This window comes from Pseudoalteromonas sp. JC3, assembly GCF_030291895.1.
In the GTDB taxonomy this organism is placed as follows: Bacteria; Pseudomonadota; Gammaproteobacteria; order Enterobacterales; family Alteromonadaceae; genus Pseudoalteromonas.
Map to the genome: position 1 here is coordinate 658169 of NZ_CP127856.1, position 17622 is coordinate 675790.

Annotated in this window: 14 protein-coding genes; all 14 read right to left on the bottom strand. The window is 42.7% G+C overall.

Going from position 1 to position 17622, the window contains the following annotated elements; genetic code table 11:
- Positions 1 to 79: 79 nt before the first annotated feature.
- The 14 genes from QSH61_RS21595 to QSH61_RS21660 all read right to left on the bottom strand — a co-directional run bounded on the left by QSH61_RS21595 (position 80) and on the right by QSH61_RS21660 (position 17485).
- Positions 80 to 760, bottom strand: coding sequence for a GAD-like domain-containing protein (locus QSH61_RS21595; protein ID WP_045963058.1), 681 nt, complete (start codon positions 758 to 760; stop codon positions 80 to 82).
- Positions 760 to 2172, bottom strand: a complete 1413-nt coding sequence (locus QSH61_RS21600; protein ID WP_286123879.1) for a polymorphic toxin type 15 domain-containing protein — start codon at positions 2170 to 2172, stop codon at positions 760 to 762. Before QSH61_RS21600 ends, QSH61_RS21595 begins: the two co-directional genes overlap by 1 nt.
- Before the next feature lie 275 nt (positions 2173 to 2447).
- Positions 2448 to 2906: an SMI1/KNR4 family protein gene (locus tag QSH61_RS21605; RefSeq protein ID WP_039491845.1), complete on the bottom strand. Its 459-nt coding sequence runs from the start codon at positions 2904 to 2906 to the stop codon at positions 2448 to 2450.
- A 2-nt stretch (positions 2907 to 2908) separates the two neighbouring features.
- Entirely contained in the window at positions 2909 to 4711 is a 1803-nt protein-coding gene (locus QSH61_RS21610; RefSeq protein ID WP_174170862.1) for an HNH/ENDO VII family nuclease, read from the bottom strand.
- Between the two features lie 84 nt (positions 4712 to 4795).
- Positions 4796 to 5473, bottom strand: coding sequence for a GAD-like domain-containing protein (locus QSH61_RS21615; protein WP_174170863.1), 678 nt, complete (start codon positions 5471 to 5473; stop codon positions 4796 to 4798).
- Between the two features lie 86 nt (positions 5474 to 5559).
- Positions 5560 to 6024, bottom strand: coding sequence for a hypothetical protein (locus tag QSH61_RS21620; protein ID WP_227387385.1), 465 nt, complete (start codon positions 6022 to 6024; stop codon positions 5560 to 5562).
- A gap of 100 nt (positions 6025 to 6124) precedes the next feature.
- The gene (locus QSH61_RS21625) at positions 6125 to 6916 is read right to left on the bottom strand and encodes a PoNe immunity protein domain-containing protein (protein ID WP_286123883.1); all 792 of its coding nucleotides are present in this window, start codon (positions 6914 to 6916) and stop codon (positions 6125 to 6127) included.
- A 9-nt stretch (positions 6917 to 6925) separates the two neighbouring features.
- Positions 6926 to 7678 carry a PoNe immunity protein domain-containing protein gene (locus QSH61_RS21630; RefSeq protein WP_174170865.1) on the bottom strand — a complete coding sequence of 251 codons (753 nt, stop codon included), beginning with the start codon at positions 7676 to 7678 and terminating at the stop codon, positions 6926 to 6928.
- A gap of 9 nt (positions 7679 to 7687) precedes the next feature.
- Positions 7688 to 8428, bottom strand: a complete 741-nt coding sequence (locus QSH61_RS21635) for a hypothetical protein (protein ID WP_254605998.1) — start codon at positions 8426 to 8428, stop codon at positions 7688 to 7690.
- Positions 8429 to 8877: 449 nt separating this feature from the next.
- On the bottom strand, positions 8878 to 9558 hold the full coding sequence (locus tag QSH61_RS21640; RefSeq protein WP_010379464.1) for a GAD-like domain-containing protein: 681 nt from the start codon (positions 9556 to 9558) through the stop codon (positions 8878 to 8880).
- A gap of 12 nt (positions 9559 to 9570) precedes the next feature.
- Entirely contained in the window at positions 9571 to 11028 is a 1458-nt protein-coding gene (locus tag QSH61_RS21645; protein ID WP_286123890.1) for a polymorphic toxin type 15 domain-containing protein, read from the bottom strand.
- A 201-nt stretch (positions 11029 to 11229) separates the two neighbouring features.
- Positions 11230 to 11658, bottom strand: a complete 429-nt coding sequence (locus tag QSH61_RS21650; RefSeq protein ID WP_174170866.1) for a hypothetical protein — start codon at positions 11656 to 11658, stop codon at positions 11230 to 11232.
- Position 11659: 1 nt separating this feature from the next.
- Positions 11660 to 15103 carry a contractile injection system protein, VgrG/Pvc8 family gene (locus QSH61_RS21655; RefSeq protein WP_227387389.1) on the bottom strand — a complete coding sequence of 1148 codons (3444 nt, stop codon included), beginning with the start codon at positions 15101 to 15103 and terminating at the stop codon, positions 11660 to 11662.
- A 1413-nt stretch (positions 15104 to 16516) separates the two neighbouring features.
- Entirely contained in the window at positions 16517 to 17485 is a 969-nt protein-coding gene (locus QSH61_RS21660; protein ID WP_206471700.1) for a DUF4097 family beta strand repeat-containing protein, read from the bottom strand.
- Positions 17486 to 17622: the final 137 nt, after the last annotated feature.

Here is a 17622-nt window from a genome sequence, read left to right on the forward strand (position 1 = left end):
AAATAGAAGTGAGCTTTAAGGCAAGGAGAGTTGCTTCTTGCCTGGCGACACCTGTGTATTTAAAGGACTTAAAAAGATGTTATTGATTATGTGGCAATTTTTTGGCTAATGCGACGATATCCGCCATAACACGCTTCTCTCCAAGATCTGCTAAGAAAGCTAGATGTTCAGTGGCTTTTACCTTTTGGAGATTTTCAAGCTTAGGTTCGCCACCAAGGGCAAGAGCAGGCACAAAGCCATAGATTTCTCCATTTTCAAGAGGGCCTAATTTTTCGACAGCTCGTTCAAAAAGAGGCAAATCATTGATATCGTCTAAATCCAAGCTTTCTTTACTTAGCACAGCGTAAAAAAGGTCAATCATTCTTTCTTCTCCACGCTCAATTAATTTATCAGTGTTATCTGACGGAAAAATCATTCCGTAAGCTGAGTTGATATCTATACTATTTCCTGATTCTTTTCCCCAAACAATAATCTCTCCAAATGCGCTTAAGCCTATAACATTATAGTTTTCAATCTTTTCTTTCTTATCAAAATTTATATTTTCTAACCATGCTTTCAGTACATCACTATATTCGGATGGGTTTACCGTCCAGAAAATGCCGTTCCCCCAACCACAAAAGCCATACTCTTGCCAATATTCCAGCAACCTTTCAGGTAGCTGGTTTTTGTATTCACGTAATATTTCTTCAGTTGGCATTATTGGTTTAATTGCTGGTCCAAAGCCCTTATAATTATAAAAATTGTCAAAAAATTTGTTCATTATTTGCACCTATGTAGGTTCATATTTAACTTTGCATCGGGGCCGAGTGTTGAGAGGGCCTTTTTTGCCTCAACGTCCATTATTTCAACTCGACTCAACGTGGTCTTCATACCGCTGTCGTCAATGCCGTTATTATTCCATTGTGCGCCAATAGACTGGTTTACACCGGCATCACCTAATTCAACGACTTCATCAACTCCTCCTGCTACCATATCAGGATTATGTAAAGCATGAAGGGTTTTCATATCTTTATTCGCGAGCTGCTTGGCTTGCTTGATGGCTTCATCCCCAAAAGACTCTCCACTATTTAAAAGAGCTTCTTCATACTGAGCAATTAGCTTTTCCTTAAATTTTTTCCTTGCTTCCTTTTGTGCTTTCCCAGTTCCTTTTCGACCTATTTTTTTGAAAGCATCTCGATTCTCAAGATACTGTTTTACTGACATGTTATTCAACCCTTCCATTTGGCCTTCTAACTGTCGATCATACTCCTGCGCAGTGCCTTTATCGTTCTTCTTAAAGCAAGCTACTTTATGTTGCGGCATACGTTTTATTGCCGCCCCCGGTAACTCATTCCCTTTTGGTGGTTCCAACTCATCGGCTTTGGCTTTGGTGGGCTTGTCGGTAACGCCTCGAATAGGTGATTGACCTTGATACTCATCCAGTGCTTTATTAACTCGCTGTCCGATTTCTTGGGCGGCTTGTTGCATATGTTGGTCGATTTTTGGGGTGACCTCGTCTAGGCGTTTAACCGTGGCTTGCATGCCTTCGATGGCGGCGTCTGGAATCAGTAGGTCGTAGTGCCAACTGCTAGACATTTCATCGAGTGAATCGCGCAGGCCTTTGACGATGTTTTTTACTTCCGTGGCGGATTGCTTTCCTAGGTCTTGCCAGTTGATGTCTCTTAGGTATTTAACTGGGTCGCCTTTACCGACTTTTCTTTGGGTAAAAAGCCGCAGTACAGCAAGCGCAGCGGAGAGTGACTCTCCAGTATTTTTTAAGATAACCTTACCCACGCCTTTGACTGCTGAGCCCACAACTGGCACTAAACCAATACCCGTTAGGGTAAAGGCAAGCCAAGCGTCGGTGTCGTTGGCTTCATCATCGTCGGTCAGTAACATGACATTGGCGGTGATATCTCGTAAATCCATGACTTGGTCGATAATCGGTATCATGGAAATCAAGGTGCCTACCACGATTTGTGACGTAGAGGGGTTTTGATTAAAGTCGCCTTGCAGTGTGCCCCATAACCAATCACCTGCTTGGGTTGCAATGCCATTGGCTTCTATCAGTGGTGCGGTATTGCCGCTGCGTACCATTTCAGCGGCTTGCGCTGGGGTAATTTTTCCATACAGTGGGTTTTTAGGGCGATTATCTTCTGGCAGGTAATCGCGTTTATCCTCACCATATTGCACGGTATATTGACCTGGCGGTGCATTCTCAATTTTCTATATAAATTCACTAGTGCTTGCTGGAGGTGGTAAACCAAAGGTATCTAATTTTTAAAAGAAGGAGCTTATATAACGCTCAAGGAAATGTAGATGCCGTGGGCTGTAAAAAAATTTGAGAGCTTACGTCATTTGCATATGAAGTAGCTCTCAAAATAAGTGCGCTATTTTACACTTAATTAGTACTTTAAGGCTAACTAAAGCCAGTGTCAGAATAGATATGCTAAACGCACAATAAAGTACTATTCGTCTTCTAATATGCCCAAAATAAAGTTATTAAACCCAACGTGATACTCTTGCTCTACAATTTTATCTAAATTGTTCCAAACTGTAATTACACACTCTCCATTACTGAGAGGTTTCGAGCAGTTGATACAGTAAAGAAACTCATTGTTCACGCTATGGAAAACTACAAGCTCTTTTGGGAGTTGGTCATTACTCCTCTTTTTAAGAGTAAACCAAACAAAATTCGGATATTCTGCATTTATAAAATTAGGTGTTTTAGTTAAACCTAAGATTTCAATCGGGCCTATCGCTATATTTCCCCAAGCTTTCAAGTAGTCTTTAAAACTTTCTGGGAGACGAAGGTTGAGCACTGACTCAGCTTCTTTTATTTCTAAGTCACTATGACTACCTTGATATTCAAATTCGTTTAGTGACTCTAATCTTTGCTTTAACTCATCATGTGTAAAGTTTTTCATAATTAAAATCCTTTGGCTCTATATTTCCAGTACTCCGAGCTCCACTTTATAAATATCTTCTCTGCCTCAGTTTTCTTGATATTACCAAACTGAGTGCTTGGCCATGTTGATTTCCTGCCGTTATGAGCCCTAAAGCTATAATTCTTCCTCTTAAGCCAAGCGCCATTTCTTTTTTCGTATTGAGGAATATGTAGTATTTTTGTCCGCTCTGAATGCAGTTTACCACCAACCTCTGCAATTGTACCAGGCTCCTTTTGAATCAAATGGTGGAGGTTTACCGGCTCACCGTCGAAACCAATAGGAGGTCGTCCTTTCATCATTCGTTCAAGGTTCGTCAAACCATTAAGGTCTTTCTTGTTGATATCGAATAAATCATTACGCTGGTGTACAAGCCGCCCATCGAACATCGTTTTATGTTTCCACTGGCGAGTATTTAACCTTGAAGATGTCCTATGCTTTTCAGCTGTTATTCTTATTGATGGACCATGATTGATTTTTTTTACATCACGGATACTGGTGTCTAGTTTTCTAATCCGGTCTAGTTGTACCTTTTCAGTTGTACCCGAGCGAGTGTAATTTAAGCGTTTTAACTTGGTGGCTTGAGTGAGCTTTTCCAATGCGCGGGTTGCTTTAACAAAGTAATTGGATTTAGCAATAGCAGAAACCACTGCACCACTACCAAAGGTGGCAAGGGCAAGCAGTATTTCAAACGACAAGCGACCTGCCATTCTGGTGCGTTCAACACTGGAATGGGCGTTAAAGTAACGTGCTGGGAAATTTGCAAGTAAAGTACGCGCTTCTTCATCTTCTGCAATAATAACTAATGTTTCAAACGCTTCAACGATGCCATTAATAGACTCTGAGGCAGTTGACATAATTTGCTGTAACTCTGCCCGCATAGCTTCCACATCGCCAGTTGCAAGGTGGCCCAAAATACGGAAAGTTGCTGCGCCAACATCATAAATTGCTCCTGCTGTGCCTTCGACTAAATCTGCGACTCCCGTTACAATGCTTTCTCCTTGTTGATAAAGCCCGTATAAGAATGCACCGCTATAAATAAGCCCTTGCATCCCAAGGTTTTCGTCATCAATCAGGCGCTCTTGAATGTCAGCTTGCTTGCGGATTTCTGCAACCATTTGGTCAAGGGCCGTGCGAAGCTCTTGGCGTAACGAAATAATCTTCTCTTCGTCTTCGCCGATGTAACTCACGGTATAATTACCCGCAGGCACATCAATGACTTCTGCGGTACCGCCACTAAGCTGGCCTGTGTATATGTGGCCGTTATCCATCACGACTTCGTAATCAATGTCTTCTACTGGTGTGCCATCGCTATAAAAATACGAAAGGTCAATGGTTTTATCAGCAAGTGATGCCGCGCCATCAGCGGTTAACGACAAGCGTTGATTTGCTGCTATCTGCGCTATTTGCGGTACACTCGGCATCGTGGCGCTTTGTTTGCCACCAATATCTTGCTCCATGCTGCCGTCAAACACGGTCATGGCTTTGCCTTTTAAGGTCAGTAGCTTGTCTGCAAAGATGTTGACGTTACCACTTGAGTCAATACTGATTTCACTGCCGCCATTGGCAAGGGTGAGGTTGCCAGAGCCACTGCCTTTTACTGTGATATTGCCTTGGCTTTGAATGAGTTGACTTCCCGCGGGAGCGGTGATGGTGAGATTGTTGTCTGCCTTGAGGTTTATATCACTTTGGATAACACTGCGATGGCTGCGACCCGCCTTAAGGGTGATATTTTGTGTGGCGCTTACGTCAATTTGATTGGCGATGAGTTCAAAGTTAATCATCATCGCATTTTCAATTAATAAGTAAGTGTTTTTAGTGGTAAGGAGTTAAGTGGTTTTTATTTGCTACTTTAATAACAGGAGCATTTATTATGAATAAGCCTTAGCTATAAGCCCTTGTTGGTCTAGTATTTCTTTCTGACCAAATGATGCTAATACACTTAGATGGGCGAAAATATTTACTTTACTGACATTGTCAATGGTAGGCTGCCCACCAAGAAAAAAAGCGGGTTCAAAAGCATACATTTCGTTATATTTTAATTGAGATAATCGAAGTTTACATTTCTCAAAAAGTAAGCCTCCACTCGTATCATCTACATCCAGCGATGTTGGCCTTTTTGCACCAAAGAAAAACTGTATGGCATCGTTTTCTTCTCCAACTGCTATGTCTTCGGCATTACCTTCTTTCTCTATAATCCAACCGTGAGATGGGTCGATTAGATATTTATGTCCAAATTTCTCTCCCCATAAGAATAGCTCTCCAAAAGCACTGCGAGCAATTACATAATATGTGTCTTGCTCGATGATACCTATATCTCCAAGCCATGCATCTAAGGTATCTTCAAAATCATCGGGATTAGTTAACCAAAAAAGTCCTTCCCCGAAACCAGAAAATCCGTATTCACTCCAATATTCTAATAATCTAGTAGGTAGTTTACCTTCAAACTTTTTTATTATTTCTGCTGGGGCTTGATGTTTTTCAGTAGGCTCTTCAAATTTTTCAAGAAACCACTCGAAATCTTCATCTATTTCAAATTGTTTAGTCATTATTTTAACCTCCTTACTTACACCGTTCTAATTCTACATTCATTTGGGTGGTAAGGCCCATTGCTCTCAACGCAACCCTTGCTGCCTCACCTATACCGGAAACTCTCCATAAACTGAAACGTTTTACCTATGGCTTGCATGCCTTCGATAGCGGCGTCTGGAAGCAGTAGGTCGTAGTGCCAACTGGTGGACATGTCATCAAGTGAATCGCGTAGGCCTTTGACGATGTTTTTAACTTCCGTGGCGGATTGTTTTCCTAGGTCTTGCCAGTTGATGTCTCTTAGGTATTTAACTGGGTCGCCTTTACCGACTTTTCTTTGGGTAAAAAGCCGCAGTACGGCAAGCGCAGCGGAGAGGGATTCTCCAGTATTTTTTAAGATAACCTTGCCCACGCCTTTGACTGCTGAGCCCACTACTGGCACTAAACCAATGCCGGTCAAGGTAAAGGCAAGCCAAGCGTCAGTGTCGTTGGCTTCATCATCGTCAGTCAGTAACATGACATTGGCAATGATATCTCGTAAATCCATGACTTGGTCGATAATCGGTATCATGGAAATCGAGGGGCGACTACTGTCGGTGAAGGTTAGCTGCCTAGCCCTGCAACACCCAAGTGGTTCAGCCTATCCTTTCTTAAAAATCATGCGCAGAAGTTTATCTGATTAAATCAACCGGAACATAAACACTATCTTCTAAGGATTCTCTTGGTATCTCTAGAACATTAGCGACTAAAGCTAATTCAAAGCACCAATAGCCAATGTAATAATCCGTGTACTCGAATTCGCATTCACAGTTGTGATTATCATGCCAGTCCGCCAAACCCTCTAACTTGATGTACCAATTTTGTGCAAATTGGTTGAGTAAATCAGGCTTTTGTTCATTGGGTACTGTAAAAGCGAGTGAAAGGTTTTGATAAATTTCAGGGTAGTAGAGTGTGGGCGAAATAGGTCTATCGTTATCACCAAGTGCAATGGCTACATTATCAAGTAAGGTGTCTTTGCCGCGTTCATCAATAACATCGAGCACTTCTTGAATATGAGCTGGAGCGACATCACAGGCTTGTAAAAGTGCCAGCCACCACAAAGTGTAGATATAACGATTGATATTAGGGGAGCCGACAGCATCGATTTGCCCGCCCAACTTTTCAAAAGCATGGCGGTATATTTGATGATTTGCAGGTAACTTATCACAGTAGTGTGTCAGTTGTTTGCGATACGGCAAAATCGCTTCGGTATAGCGCTTAACATCCCCAAGGTGAGCACCATATGAGTAGTGCGCTATCGCTCGCATAATCGCGAGCTGATATATACGCTGGGCAACATCGACTCGCTCGCTAGGTGTGGTAAAATTACCTGCGTCGAGGGCTTCTTGTGTTTCTTTAATGCCAACTTCAATGTCGACTAAGAACTCTTCGAAATAATCGTTACTTCTCCGTGTATCACGCACCTTTATCTCCTACTGATTATCTTGCCAATGTACGAGGTCTTTGGGGTAGTATGGGTGGTCAATAAAGCTGCTATCATCAATATTGAATAATTTAACAACAAGTGCAATTTCCCAGCACCAATAGCCAATGTATGCATCTGTATCCATTAAATGATAATCTGGGCTACCCTCCAATACATACCAAGCCTCTAGATAGGCTTTTGCAAGTGCTGGACGTTGCTCTGGACTTCCTTCAACTACTTTGTAAAGTTTACCGAAACGTTTTTTGAACAGAGTATCCGCTGCTATTTCACGATTAGTGTCACCTAGGGTTATAGCAATTTTATCAAATAGCGCGTCTTGACCTTGATTACCAATAAGACTCAGCACCTTTAGGTAGTATTCTTTATCCATATTTAAACAGAAAGCGAAACTCAACCATTTAAGATGATCTTCGAGGTAATCTTCTCTTAGTTCTTCCCAGCCAATTCGCTCTACTTGCTCTTTATCTGGCAAGGCGTCAGCATAATCCTTTTGCCATTGGCGGTAGGTCAACATATTTAATAAAAGTGGCTTAAATTCTGAGAGATCATCGCCGCGAGAGTATTTCTGATGAAGAAGATACAATGAGTCACTAACTAGCCTAAATGAACCTTTCATTTTGACTTCAGCTTCAAACTGACTATCAGGTTGGACTTTCTGTATTTTTTTTTCGATAACCTTTACTCTAAAGTTAACTCTATCATTGTAGTAATCAATATCTCTCAAATTATCTCTTTGCATTTATATGTCCTAAAATCCGGTTGCTTTACCAATATTGTGGGCGTTTTTATCCAGTATATTTACTATTAGATTGCCATCCAATTTATTACGGATAAGCAATTTTATGACTCTGCCATCATTATCTTCAATGGCTTCTAGTATGTCTGCTATCTGTTCCTCGTTCAACCCAGCTTTCCTGAGCCGTTTTTCCGTTAGCCACTGATCACTCAGTTGCTTGCCTGTTTTGGTTTTTCCCAATTTACTTTTATTGTATTTCGCTTCAGTGAAAGCATAATCAGGTGGTGGATTTGGGTGCAAATAAATCCCATCTATACCGGTTTCGCCGGGCTTAAAATTACCGTCGGTTTTACCTAGTGGTGTATAGCCATTCTCCAACATTAATTGGTGTGCATTGTACTCACCAGTAGCGCCTTTTCTGTGGTTTAGTGATTTATACTGCGTAAAGTCACTAGGCGTTTTGCGTGATGGCGGATTAACTTTGTTAACTGGGGCACCTTTGAGATCGTTTCCTTCTGGAGCTGAAAGCTCCGGTGCTTTAGATTTCTTCGGCACATTGGTAACGCCAACCTGTGGTAACTCCCCTTGATATTCATCCAGTGCTTTATTAACTCGCTGTCCGATTTCTTGGGCGGCTTGTTGCATATGCTGGTCGATTTTGGGGGTGACCTCGTCTAGGCGCTTTACCGTGGCTTGCATGCCTTCGATGGCGGCGTCTGGAAGTAGTAGGTCGTAGTGCCAACTGCTAGACATGTCATCAAGTGAATCGCGCAGGCCTTTGACGATGTTTTTAACTTCCGTGGCGGATTGTTTTCCTAGGTCTTGCCAGTTGATGTCTCTTAGGTATTTAACTGGGTCGCCTTTGCCGACTTTTCTTTGGGTAAAAAGCCGCAGTACAGCAAGCGCAGCGGAGAGGGATTCTCCGGTATTTTTTAAGATAACCTTGCCCACAACTGGCACTAAACCTATACTGATAAGTTAACTAGTGTTTGCCCTGAGAAGAGGAGCAACTTGGAGCGGTGATTTTAGGACGGAGTTACTCTTTGGTTAATCTATGAGCAAAGTGGAATCCCGCCCTGGCTAACTGGTAAGTTAATATTAAAAAACGTGTCTAATGAATCATCATGCTTAACCGGGGATACGGTCATCTTGATGATTCATTAAGTGATGTGCGCCGTTACTAATCACATTTGCATACAGCGTTATTCATGCTGCTTAATAGCGCCACGTACCATAGAAGCCATATCAATGATTTCCATATCACCCATGTCGGCAATTAAATTCAAATGGGCAAAAATATCGCACTTTTCAATATTCTTGACTTTTTTCTCGCCACCCATAAATAAAAATGGTGCAAAGCCGTACACTTCATCGGCATTGAGTGGGCCCTGTTTTTTTAATGCCGCAGGAAAGAGTGGCTTCCTTTGGTTATTTTCAATATCAAGATCTTCAATTTCTTGAAACGCTATAAAATTTTTTATTGTCCGCTCAGTGTTACCTGCTTTAATATCTTGCTCATTCCCTTTTTTTGTTCGCATCCAATTTAGGTGCGGGCTTATTTCAAGGGACTCACCTGTTGTTTCGCCGTAAATCTGAAGTTCCCCCCAAGCGTTACGCGCTATAACATAATAGATATCATCTTGCTCAAACGGGGTGTCTTCTAAAAATCGGTCAAGAATGTCTTGATAATCCGCTGGATTTGTCAGCCAAAATAAACCATCGGCAAAGCCACTGAAACCGAGTATTTGCCAGTATTCAAGTAGCTTGTCAGGCAGTTTCCCTCGATACGCTTCTATATCAGCGGTAGTCGCAGGTATGATTGTTGTTGGTTGGCTAAATTTGCTTAGAAAATATTCTAATGCGTCATCATTCGTCTCTATCATAGGTTCTCTACTTTACTTTTTTTTCAACGGGCAACGCTCAAGTCGAATGTTCAACTTAGCATCTGGGCCATATTCTTTAAATGCTTTTTCAACTTGCTCATCCATTAATTCCACGCGTGTTTTATCCCCTTTTTTACTTCCTATAGGTGCTTTGGCCCACTGCGGACCTATAGATTCATTAACTCTTTTATCACCCAGACGAGTAACATTATCATAACCGCCAGCGCCCATATCAGGGTCATGTAATGCATGTAAATTGCCCATAATTTCTGTTGCTCTTTGCAAGGCTAATTTTTCGGCTTCAGCATATGATAATTTTCTACTGTATGAGTCTTTAAGAGATCTCTTTAAATCTTTTTCGAAGTCTTTTCTAAAACCTTCTTGAACAGTTCCAGTCCCTTTGCGCTTCATATTTTTGTATCGATCGCGGTTTTCTCTGTATTCACCAATGGTTAAATCATTTAAGCCTTTTTCTTGATTCTTAAGCTGCCTTGCGTAATTATGCTCTAAAGCACGTAAGTCGCCCTTATGTTTTTTCCTTAAGTTATCACTTGGTTTAAAACAGGGGACCTTGTATGCTTTCATGCCTGCTTTGAGAGGGTGCAACCCTTTCCCTCCCGGTAACTCATTCCCTTTTGGCGGTTCCAACTCATCGGCTTTGGCTTTGGTGGGCTTATCGGTGACGCCTCGAATTGGTGGTTGGCCTTGATATTCATCCAGTGCTTTATTAACTCGCTGTCCGATTTCTTGGGCGGCTTGTTGCATATGCTGGTCGATTTTTGGGGTGACCTCGCCTAGGCGCTTTACCGTGGCTTGCATGCCTTCGATGGCAGCGTCTGGGAGTAGTAGGTCGTAGTGCCAACTGGTAGACATGTCATCAAGTGAATCGCGCAGGCCTTTGACGATGTTTTTAACTTCCGTGGCGGATTGTTTTCCTAGGTCTTGCCAGTTGATGTCTCTTAGGTATTTAACTGGGTCGCCTTTACCGACTTTTCTTTGGGTAAAAAGCCGCAGTACAGCAAGCGCAGCGGAGAGTGACTCTCCAGTATTTTTTAAGATAACCTTACCCACGCCTTTGACCGCTGAGCCCACAACTGGCACTAAACCAATACCCGTTAGGGTAAAGGCAAGCCAAGCGTCGGTGTCGTTGGCTTCATCATCGTCAGTCAGTAACATGACATTGGCGATGATATCTCGTAAATCCATGACTTGGTCGATAATCGGTATCATGGAAATCAAGGTACCTACCACGATTTGTGACGTAGAGGGGTTTTGATTAAAGTCGCCTTGGAGTGTGCCCCATAACCAATCACCTGCTTGGGTTGCAATGCCATTGGCTTCTATCAGTGGTGCGGTATTGCCGCTGCGTACCATTTCAGCCGCTCGCGCTGGGGTGATTTTTCCATACAGAGGGTTTTTAGGGCGATTATCTTCTGGCAGGTAATCGCGTTTATCCTCACCATATTGCACGGTGTATTGACCAGGCGGTGTATTCTCGATTTTTGCTTTACCGCTGCCTTATATCTATTAAAAAATCAATAACTTACACTGAGGAAAGATTGTTTTCAGGTTAAGACCATGCATGTCTTAATTTACTGAAAGCATTTATCGACTCCTAAAAAATATGCGCTAGCTATCCACGCGTAAATTTCACTATTTTAGTAATCACATTTAAATAGTCCATAATGTTATGAAGTCCTTGTTATTATATCTTTCAGATATCCATATAAAAATATCTACGAAGCTTTCGTCTGACCACGGGTCAACATCTAAGTCTTGCCATCTATTATACTTCTTTTCACAAACTAACAAGCCTTCGTAGTAAACTCTAAAAGAATAGCTATCCAAGCTAGATTCGTGTTGAAGTTTTAGATTTTTATCTGATAGTTTATATAATGAATTATTGTTAAATAATATCGGACCTTCTTCTGAGGCAAATACCCCCCAAAAATCTCCAGATAAGTTTACGTAACTAGCTTTTTTTTCGATATCTACGTTAAAAGCTTCATGCAAATACATTTCATCTAGAGGTCCTTTTTTGAGGTCGAATTTCAAAATTCTTCTAAATTCATCCCTATTTCTAATATAGATATTGTTCATTTTATTCATCCATAAGTGTTTTTATATAGCTATCGGGTTTACTCTCTAACCACTTCTTAAACCCTGATAGTAACTTATTTACATCTGGGTTCGGTTTTGAAGAGCTCCAAATTATTTCTTTGTATGTTTTACCTCTTTCTATTAGCAAGTCAACACTAGGTCCTAAGGGATCGCCATACCGTCCCATATTTACCTCATAGATGTATTCTCGCAAAGCTTTTGGTGTAATATTTTTATATTCAGCGCCTAGCTCCCTTCTAGCTAAGTGAGCTTTGAATGCTAGAGCTTTTTCTGCATCTTCCAGTTTAGCAATATGATCAATGATATTTTCATTATAACTTCTCATCATCATCTCATATTCAGTTTTATACTTTGCAAGCGCTTCAACTTTTGATTCATACTCTATTCTAAGTGGGTGAACCTTAATGTCGTTGGATATCTTAAATATAAGATTTTGTTCAAACTCTCGACGTATAGTTAGGTTAAAATGGCTTAGTTTTTTAGTTGGTGAGGACGAAAATGTAGTGTCTAGTTTTCTAATCCGATCTAGTTGTACTTTTTCAGTTGTACCCGAGCGAGTGTAACTTAAGCGTTTTAACTTGGTGGCTTGAGTGAGCTTTTCCAATGCGCGGGTTGCTTTAACAAAGTAATTGGATTTAGCAATAGCAGAAACCACTGCACCACTACCAAAGGTGGCAAGGGCAAGCAGTATTTCAAACGACAAGCGACCTGCCATTCTGGTGCGTTCAACACTGGAATGAGCATTAAAGTAACGTGCTGGGAAATTTGCAAGTAAAGTACGCGCTTCTTCATCTTCTGCAATAATAACTAATGTCTCAAACGCTTCAACAATGCCATTAATGGACTCTGAGGCAGTTGACATAATTTGCTGTAACTCTGCCCGCATAGCTTCCACATCGCCAGTTGCAAGATGGCCCAAAATACGGAAAGTTGCTGCGCCAACATCATAAATTGCTCCAGCTGTGCCTTCTACTAAATCTGCGACTCCCGTTACAATGCTTTCTCCTTGCTGATAAAGCCCGTATAAGAATGCACCGCTATAGATAAGCCCTTGCATCCCAAGGTTTTCGTCATCAATCAGACGCTCTTGAATGTCAGCTTGCTTGCGGATTTCTGCAACCATTTGGTCAAGGGCCGTGCGAAGCTCTTGGCGTAACGAAATAATCTTCTCTTCGTCTTCGCCGATGTAACTCACGGTATAATTACCCGCAGGCACATCAATGACTTCTGCGGTACCGCCACTAAGCTGGCCGGTGTATATTTTGCCGTTATCCATCACGACTTCGTAATCAATGTCTTCTACTGGTGTGCCATCGCTATAAAAATACGAAAGGTCAATGGTTTTATCAGCAAGTGATGCCGCGCCATCAGCGGTTAACGACAAGCGTTGATTTGCTGCTATCTGCGCTATTTGCGGTACACTCGGCATCGTGGCGCTTTGTTTACCACCAATATCTTGCTCCATGCTACCGTCAAACACGGTCATGGCTTTGCCTTTTAAGGTCAGTAGCTTGTCTGCAAAGATGTTGACGTTACCACTTGAGTCAATGCTGATTTCACTGCCACCATTGGCAAGGGTGAGGTTGCCAGAGCCACTGCCTTTAATCGTGATATTGCCTTGGCTTTGAATGATTTGACTTCCCGCGGGAGCGGTGATGGTAAGGTTGTTGTCTGCCTTGAGGTTGATATCACTTTGGATAACACTGCGATGACTGCGACCCGCCTTAAGGGTCAAATCTTGTTTGGCGCTGACGTCAATTTGATTGGCGGTGACGTCTAGGTTGGTTGCTGCATCGGCAATGACTGACTTTTTACTCTCCAGTGCCAGTTGTTGTTTGGCGCTGGCAATAAAGGTTTTATTGGTGAGTAGTCGAATTGCGCTTTTAACACTGCCAAGTTGTATGTCTTTGGCTGCAAAAATATTCATCGCGCCAAGTTGCGCAAGCCAGTGGATATAAGGCTGCTTTTTATCCCCATGTAACACCAAGTGCTGGTTGCCTGCTAAGGTTTGCAACACAATATGCGGGGTTTTTGGGGTGTCATCAAACATCAACAGGTTTTGGCCGCGAGAGCAGAGCACGTTTTGGGCGTTATTGGCGCTGGTAACAACAGATGGTTGGGTGTCATTAAGCGCAAACCCTAACAGGTAACTTTGGTCAGGGTCGTTGTTCATACAACCGATGAGCACATTACTGTCTGGCAGCAGTGGAAAGTGTAACCCTGTCGGTTGCTTTTGACCACGACAGGCATATTGTGTGAGGCGCTTTACCGATTCAGTCACCTGACTATCAAAATGTACTTGCGTGGCATATTGCCCTTGGGTATCTAAGTGAGGATTGGCCTTTGACCCCGACAGCGAGCGCACTGTGGCGGTAAATACCATCGGCTTGGGGCTATGCTCTGGGGGCGCGATACGTATTGGCTCACCCCGTGGTACACAAACCGACTCGCTATGATACGCAACTTGCTTAGGGTCATTGGCACTGCCTTGCTTATACACCTGTTTACTGCGAATACAGGTATAATCGCCACCTTTCGCTGTGCCCAATTTACCATTTAACGAAAACGAATAACCAGCATTGGCTTCGGCTACGTTTCCTACCAGCGTGACTTCATTTTTACCTTGTTGATAGGCAAGCTCGAGATTACCGGTGCGCTCAAATTGCTCAGCAGGATTTTGTGCAGCAGGCTCAAAATAGCTACGCTGCGCCGAGCTGACTGAGGTAGGCGGATGGGCATTTACATGCACTTGGGAGCCACCCATTCTAAAGCGATGGCGACTTTGGCACTGCGTAAACCCAACAAAGCCGGTTTTATGCTCGTGAACCAGCCCATCTTTATCTGTCACCGACAACAAGCCTCGTTCAATATAGGGGCTTGCAAGATTCCCCTCGGCAATCACTATCGACTCAATAAAATCATGGCATTCAAACCAATAGATTAAGCCGTACTTTGCTAAGAGTCGGGTGAAAAAGGTGTAGTCGTTTTCTAGCGCTTGTACACACTGCGGTAGCGTGGGTAAATCTTTAGTGACTCGCCATTTTATCCGGTCTTGTGAATAGCCCGCTTTTTGTATCAACTTATTGAGGACAGCCTGGATATTGGCTTGTACAAAGATTTGGCTTTTTTCTGTTTGCTTAAGTAACTCAAGGCGAGGCTTTAAGACCACCTCTGCACCACAGGTGTGCTCAGACACAAAACCAGATTGGATATCAAACAAAGTCCCAGTGAAATATGTTGATATTGCATCTGGTGACTCAATTTCAAACGTGAGCATATTGCCGACGAGTAACTCACCAGCCAGGTCAAATTGGGATTCTAGGTTCGCTTTGAGTAAAAAGCCGCTATTGATACAGGTCGTGAGTTCAAAATCGACGACATGTACAGGATGGTTAGTACCATACACCACAATCCTTGTTTGCATTTTTTATGTCCACTGTTGTTGGTTAAAGCCGTTCCACCAATACGCAGTACGACTTCCTAGTGTGCTGCGATTGGTTCTTATTTGCGCGCTATTGTTACATAAAAGGCAAGCATTTTTAACTCATTTTTTTATTCAGCATTAGAATGCTTATCTTTTGGCATAACGGGTGGTTTTTAAATCTCAAGCCAAATAAAACGGTGTCAGCTTGCCCTTCCATGGCTCATATCAAAGCGCATCCATGCGCTCCTCGTTCATTCTTTTTAAACGACGAAAAAGAACGAACCAAGAAAACGTCGCCCCAACATCACACTTAATCCTCAAATCCTAAGCCGATATAGTGCAACCGCCTTGTAAGGCACGTCCCTGTGCCAGACAAGGCTTGGCCGACATCCTGTCGGCACATTGCATATCAGCTTACGCTTTTCGGGTGTGATGGAGGGGGAATAAGTTGTCTGTTAGCTGTCCACAAAGCCATCAGAAACATAGTTGCTTGCAAGCACCACAATAATTTATCAGCGCCTTGTGTCTCCCTCATCACACCCGAAAGTAAATTGCCAATGAGTCATTTCAACGCATGGATGCGTGAAAAGCGGTGACAGGGCCAAGGATAGCCCTTACACCGCGGTGACGTTCATATTGGCAATTTACTTGAGGAGTCAGTGTGATGTTGGGAGTGCCCTTTCTTTTGCGCAACGATTCTTTGGGCATCAAAGAAAAGTAAGTCGTAGCCAATGGATGGGCGTCGAAATACGTCGGGAGGACATATTAGCCTTGCCCTTCCATGGCTCGTATCAAAGCGCATCCATGCGCTCCTCGTTCATTCTTTTTAAACGACGAAAAAGAACGAACCAAGAAAACGTCGCCCCAACATCACACTTAATCCTCAAATCCTAAGCCGACATAGTACAACCGCCTTGTAAGGCACTTTCCTATGCCAGACAAGGCTTGGCCGACATCCTGTCGGCACATTGCATATCGACTTATGCTTTTCGGGTGTGATGGAGGGGGAAATAAGTTGTCTGTTAGCTGTCCACAAAGCCATCAGAAACATAGTTGCTTGCAAGCACCAAAAGAACTTATCAGCGCCTTGTGTCTCCCTCATCACACCCGAAAGTAAATTGCCAATGAGTCATTTCAACGCATGGATGCGTGAAAAGCGGTGACAGGGCCAAGGATGGCCCTTACACCGCGGTGACGTTCATATTGGCAATTTACTTGAGGAGTCAGTGTGATGTTGGGAGTGCCCTTTCTTTTGCTTACTTGTTCTTTGGGCATCAAAGAAAAGTATGTCGTAGCCCATGGATGGGCGTAGAAACCTGTCAAGAGGACGATCTGACTTTACACATAGTCTCGAGTTAATGTTGAACTTTAGTGTGGAACAATCGTATATTGCTCCACACTAAAGTGATTCAGCTAGTCATCTAGCTTTACGGCTCCAGCTATCCTATCTATTTTCACTGAGCCTGAACCTGATTCGGTAATGGTCAAGGAACCGGCATTTACCACACGAATATTTCCAGCGCCGTCTTCTATTTGAACGTGGCCCTTCACTGCTTCGATATCCGTATTGCCCGAACCATCAACGATAGTGACATCGCCTTGGGCGTGACGAACTCGAATATTACCGGATTCATCATCGATTTTAATATTGCGTCCGCCTTCAACAACCAGTGAGCCAGAGCCATCGATGATATCTGCGTTACCGCTAAAACCGCGAAGGGTTAGATCGCCAGACTCATCTTCTATTTTGATATCTGTGCCGCCAGTCACATCAATATTACCCGAGCCATCCTCCAACTCTAATGTATCGACTAATCCCTTTATAGTTATGTCGCCTGAACCATCGTCGATAACAAGTTGCTGGACGTTAGTGATATGGATATTGCCACTGCCGTCATCAATTTCAGCACCTTGAATATCTTCCAACGTGATATTGCCAGAGCCATCATCTAGTTTGATAAAACCTTTGATATTTTTGATGGCTATATCCCCCGAACTGTCATCAAGTGTTAGCGCAAGTTGGCTTGGCATGGTGATGGTTAAGTCAATTCTAGGGCTATTATTGCGATACCATTGTACACCAGAACTTGTATCTGAGTCGGCCACCAATATGGCGGTATCACCTGATTTTTCCAATGTAAGTTGGTAGTTCTCTGCTTCTGTGGTTAACACGGAGGCTTCCACTTGGATCTCTTGTTGATTGTCGTATCCAATGATCTGGATATTACCCGAGGTGGTATTTGCATCAAGTTTGCTGATGTCTGCAGCGTTGAGTTGCAAAGATTTATGGAGTGTTTTGGTTGCTGCTGCGCTTGGAGAGATATGCACAACACAGCCAGATAAAAGGCTAAGTACAGCTAAACTGGTGAAGAGCTTTTTCATTGTTGTTATTTTCCATAGTGGTGATGACATGATGTTATCATCCAGCAATAGTTATACCAGAATGAAGATATAAAAAAATCAATAGATTAAAAAGGTAGCGAACTTTTGAGTGGTCAAAATAGCGAAATCAAATAGTG

Bases quoted from the DNA above. Each gene is read 5' to 3' on its own strand.
- QSH61_RS21630 (WP_174170865.1), bottom strand. From the start codon at position 7,678: ATGCAAAGAGATAATTTGAGAGATATTGATTACTACAATGATAGAGTT.
- QSH61_RS21615 (WP_174170863.1), bottom strand. From the start codon at position 5,473: ATGACTAAACAATTTGAAATAGATGAAGATTTCGAGTGGTTTCTTGAA.
- QSH61_RS21650 (WP_174170866.1), bottom strand. From the start codon at position 11,658: ATGAACAATATCTATATTAGAAATAGGGATGAATTTAGAAGAATTTTG.
- QSH61_RS21620 (WP_227387385.1), bottom strand. From the start codon at position 6,024: ATGATACCGATTATCGACCAAGTCATGGATTTACGAGATATCATTGCC.
- QSH61_RS21655 (WP_227387389.1), bottom strand. From the start codon at position 15,103: ATGCAAACAAGGATTGTGGTGTATGGTACTAACCATCCTGTACATGTC.
- QSH61_RS21610 (WP_174170862.1), bottom strand. From the start codon at position 4,711: ATGATGATTAACTTTGAACTCATCGCCAATCAAATTGACGTAAGCGCC.
- QSH61_RS21660 (WP_206471700.1), bottom strand. From the start codon at position 17,485: ATGAAAAAGCTCTTCACCAGTTTAGCTGTACTTAGCCTTTTATCTGGC.
- QSH61_RS21640 (WP_010379464.1), bottom strand. From the start codon at position 9,558: ATGATAGAGACGAATGATGACGCATTAGAATATTTTCTAAGCAAATTT.
- QSH61_RS21635 (WP_254605998.1), bottom strand. From the start codon at position 8,428: ATGTCTAGCAGTTGGCACTACGACCTACTACTTCCAGACGCCGCCATC.
- QSH61_RS21595 (WP_045963058.1), bottom strand. From the start codon at position 760: ATGAACAAATTTTTTGACAATTTTTATAATTATAAGGGCTTTGGACCA.
- QSH61_RS21605 (WP_039491845.1), bottom strand. From the start codon at position 2,906: ATGAAAAACTTTACACATGATGAGTTAAAGCAAAGATTAGAGTCACTA.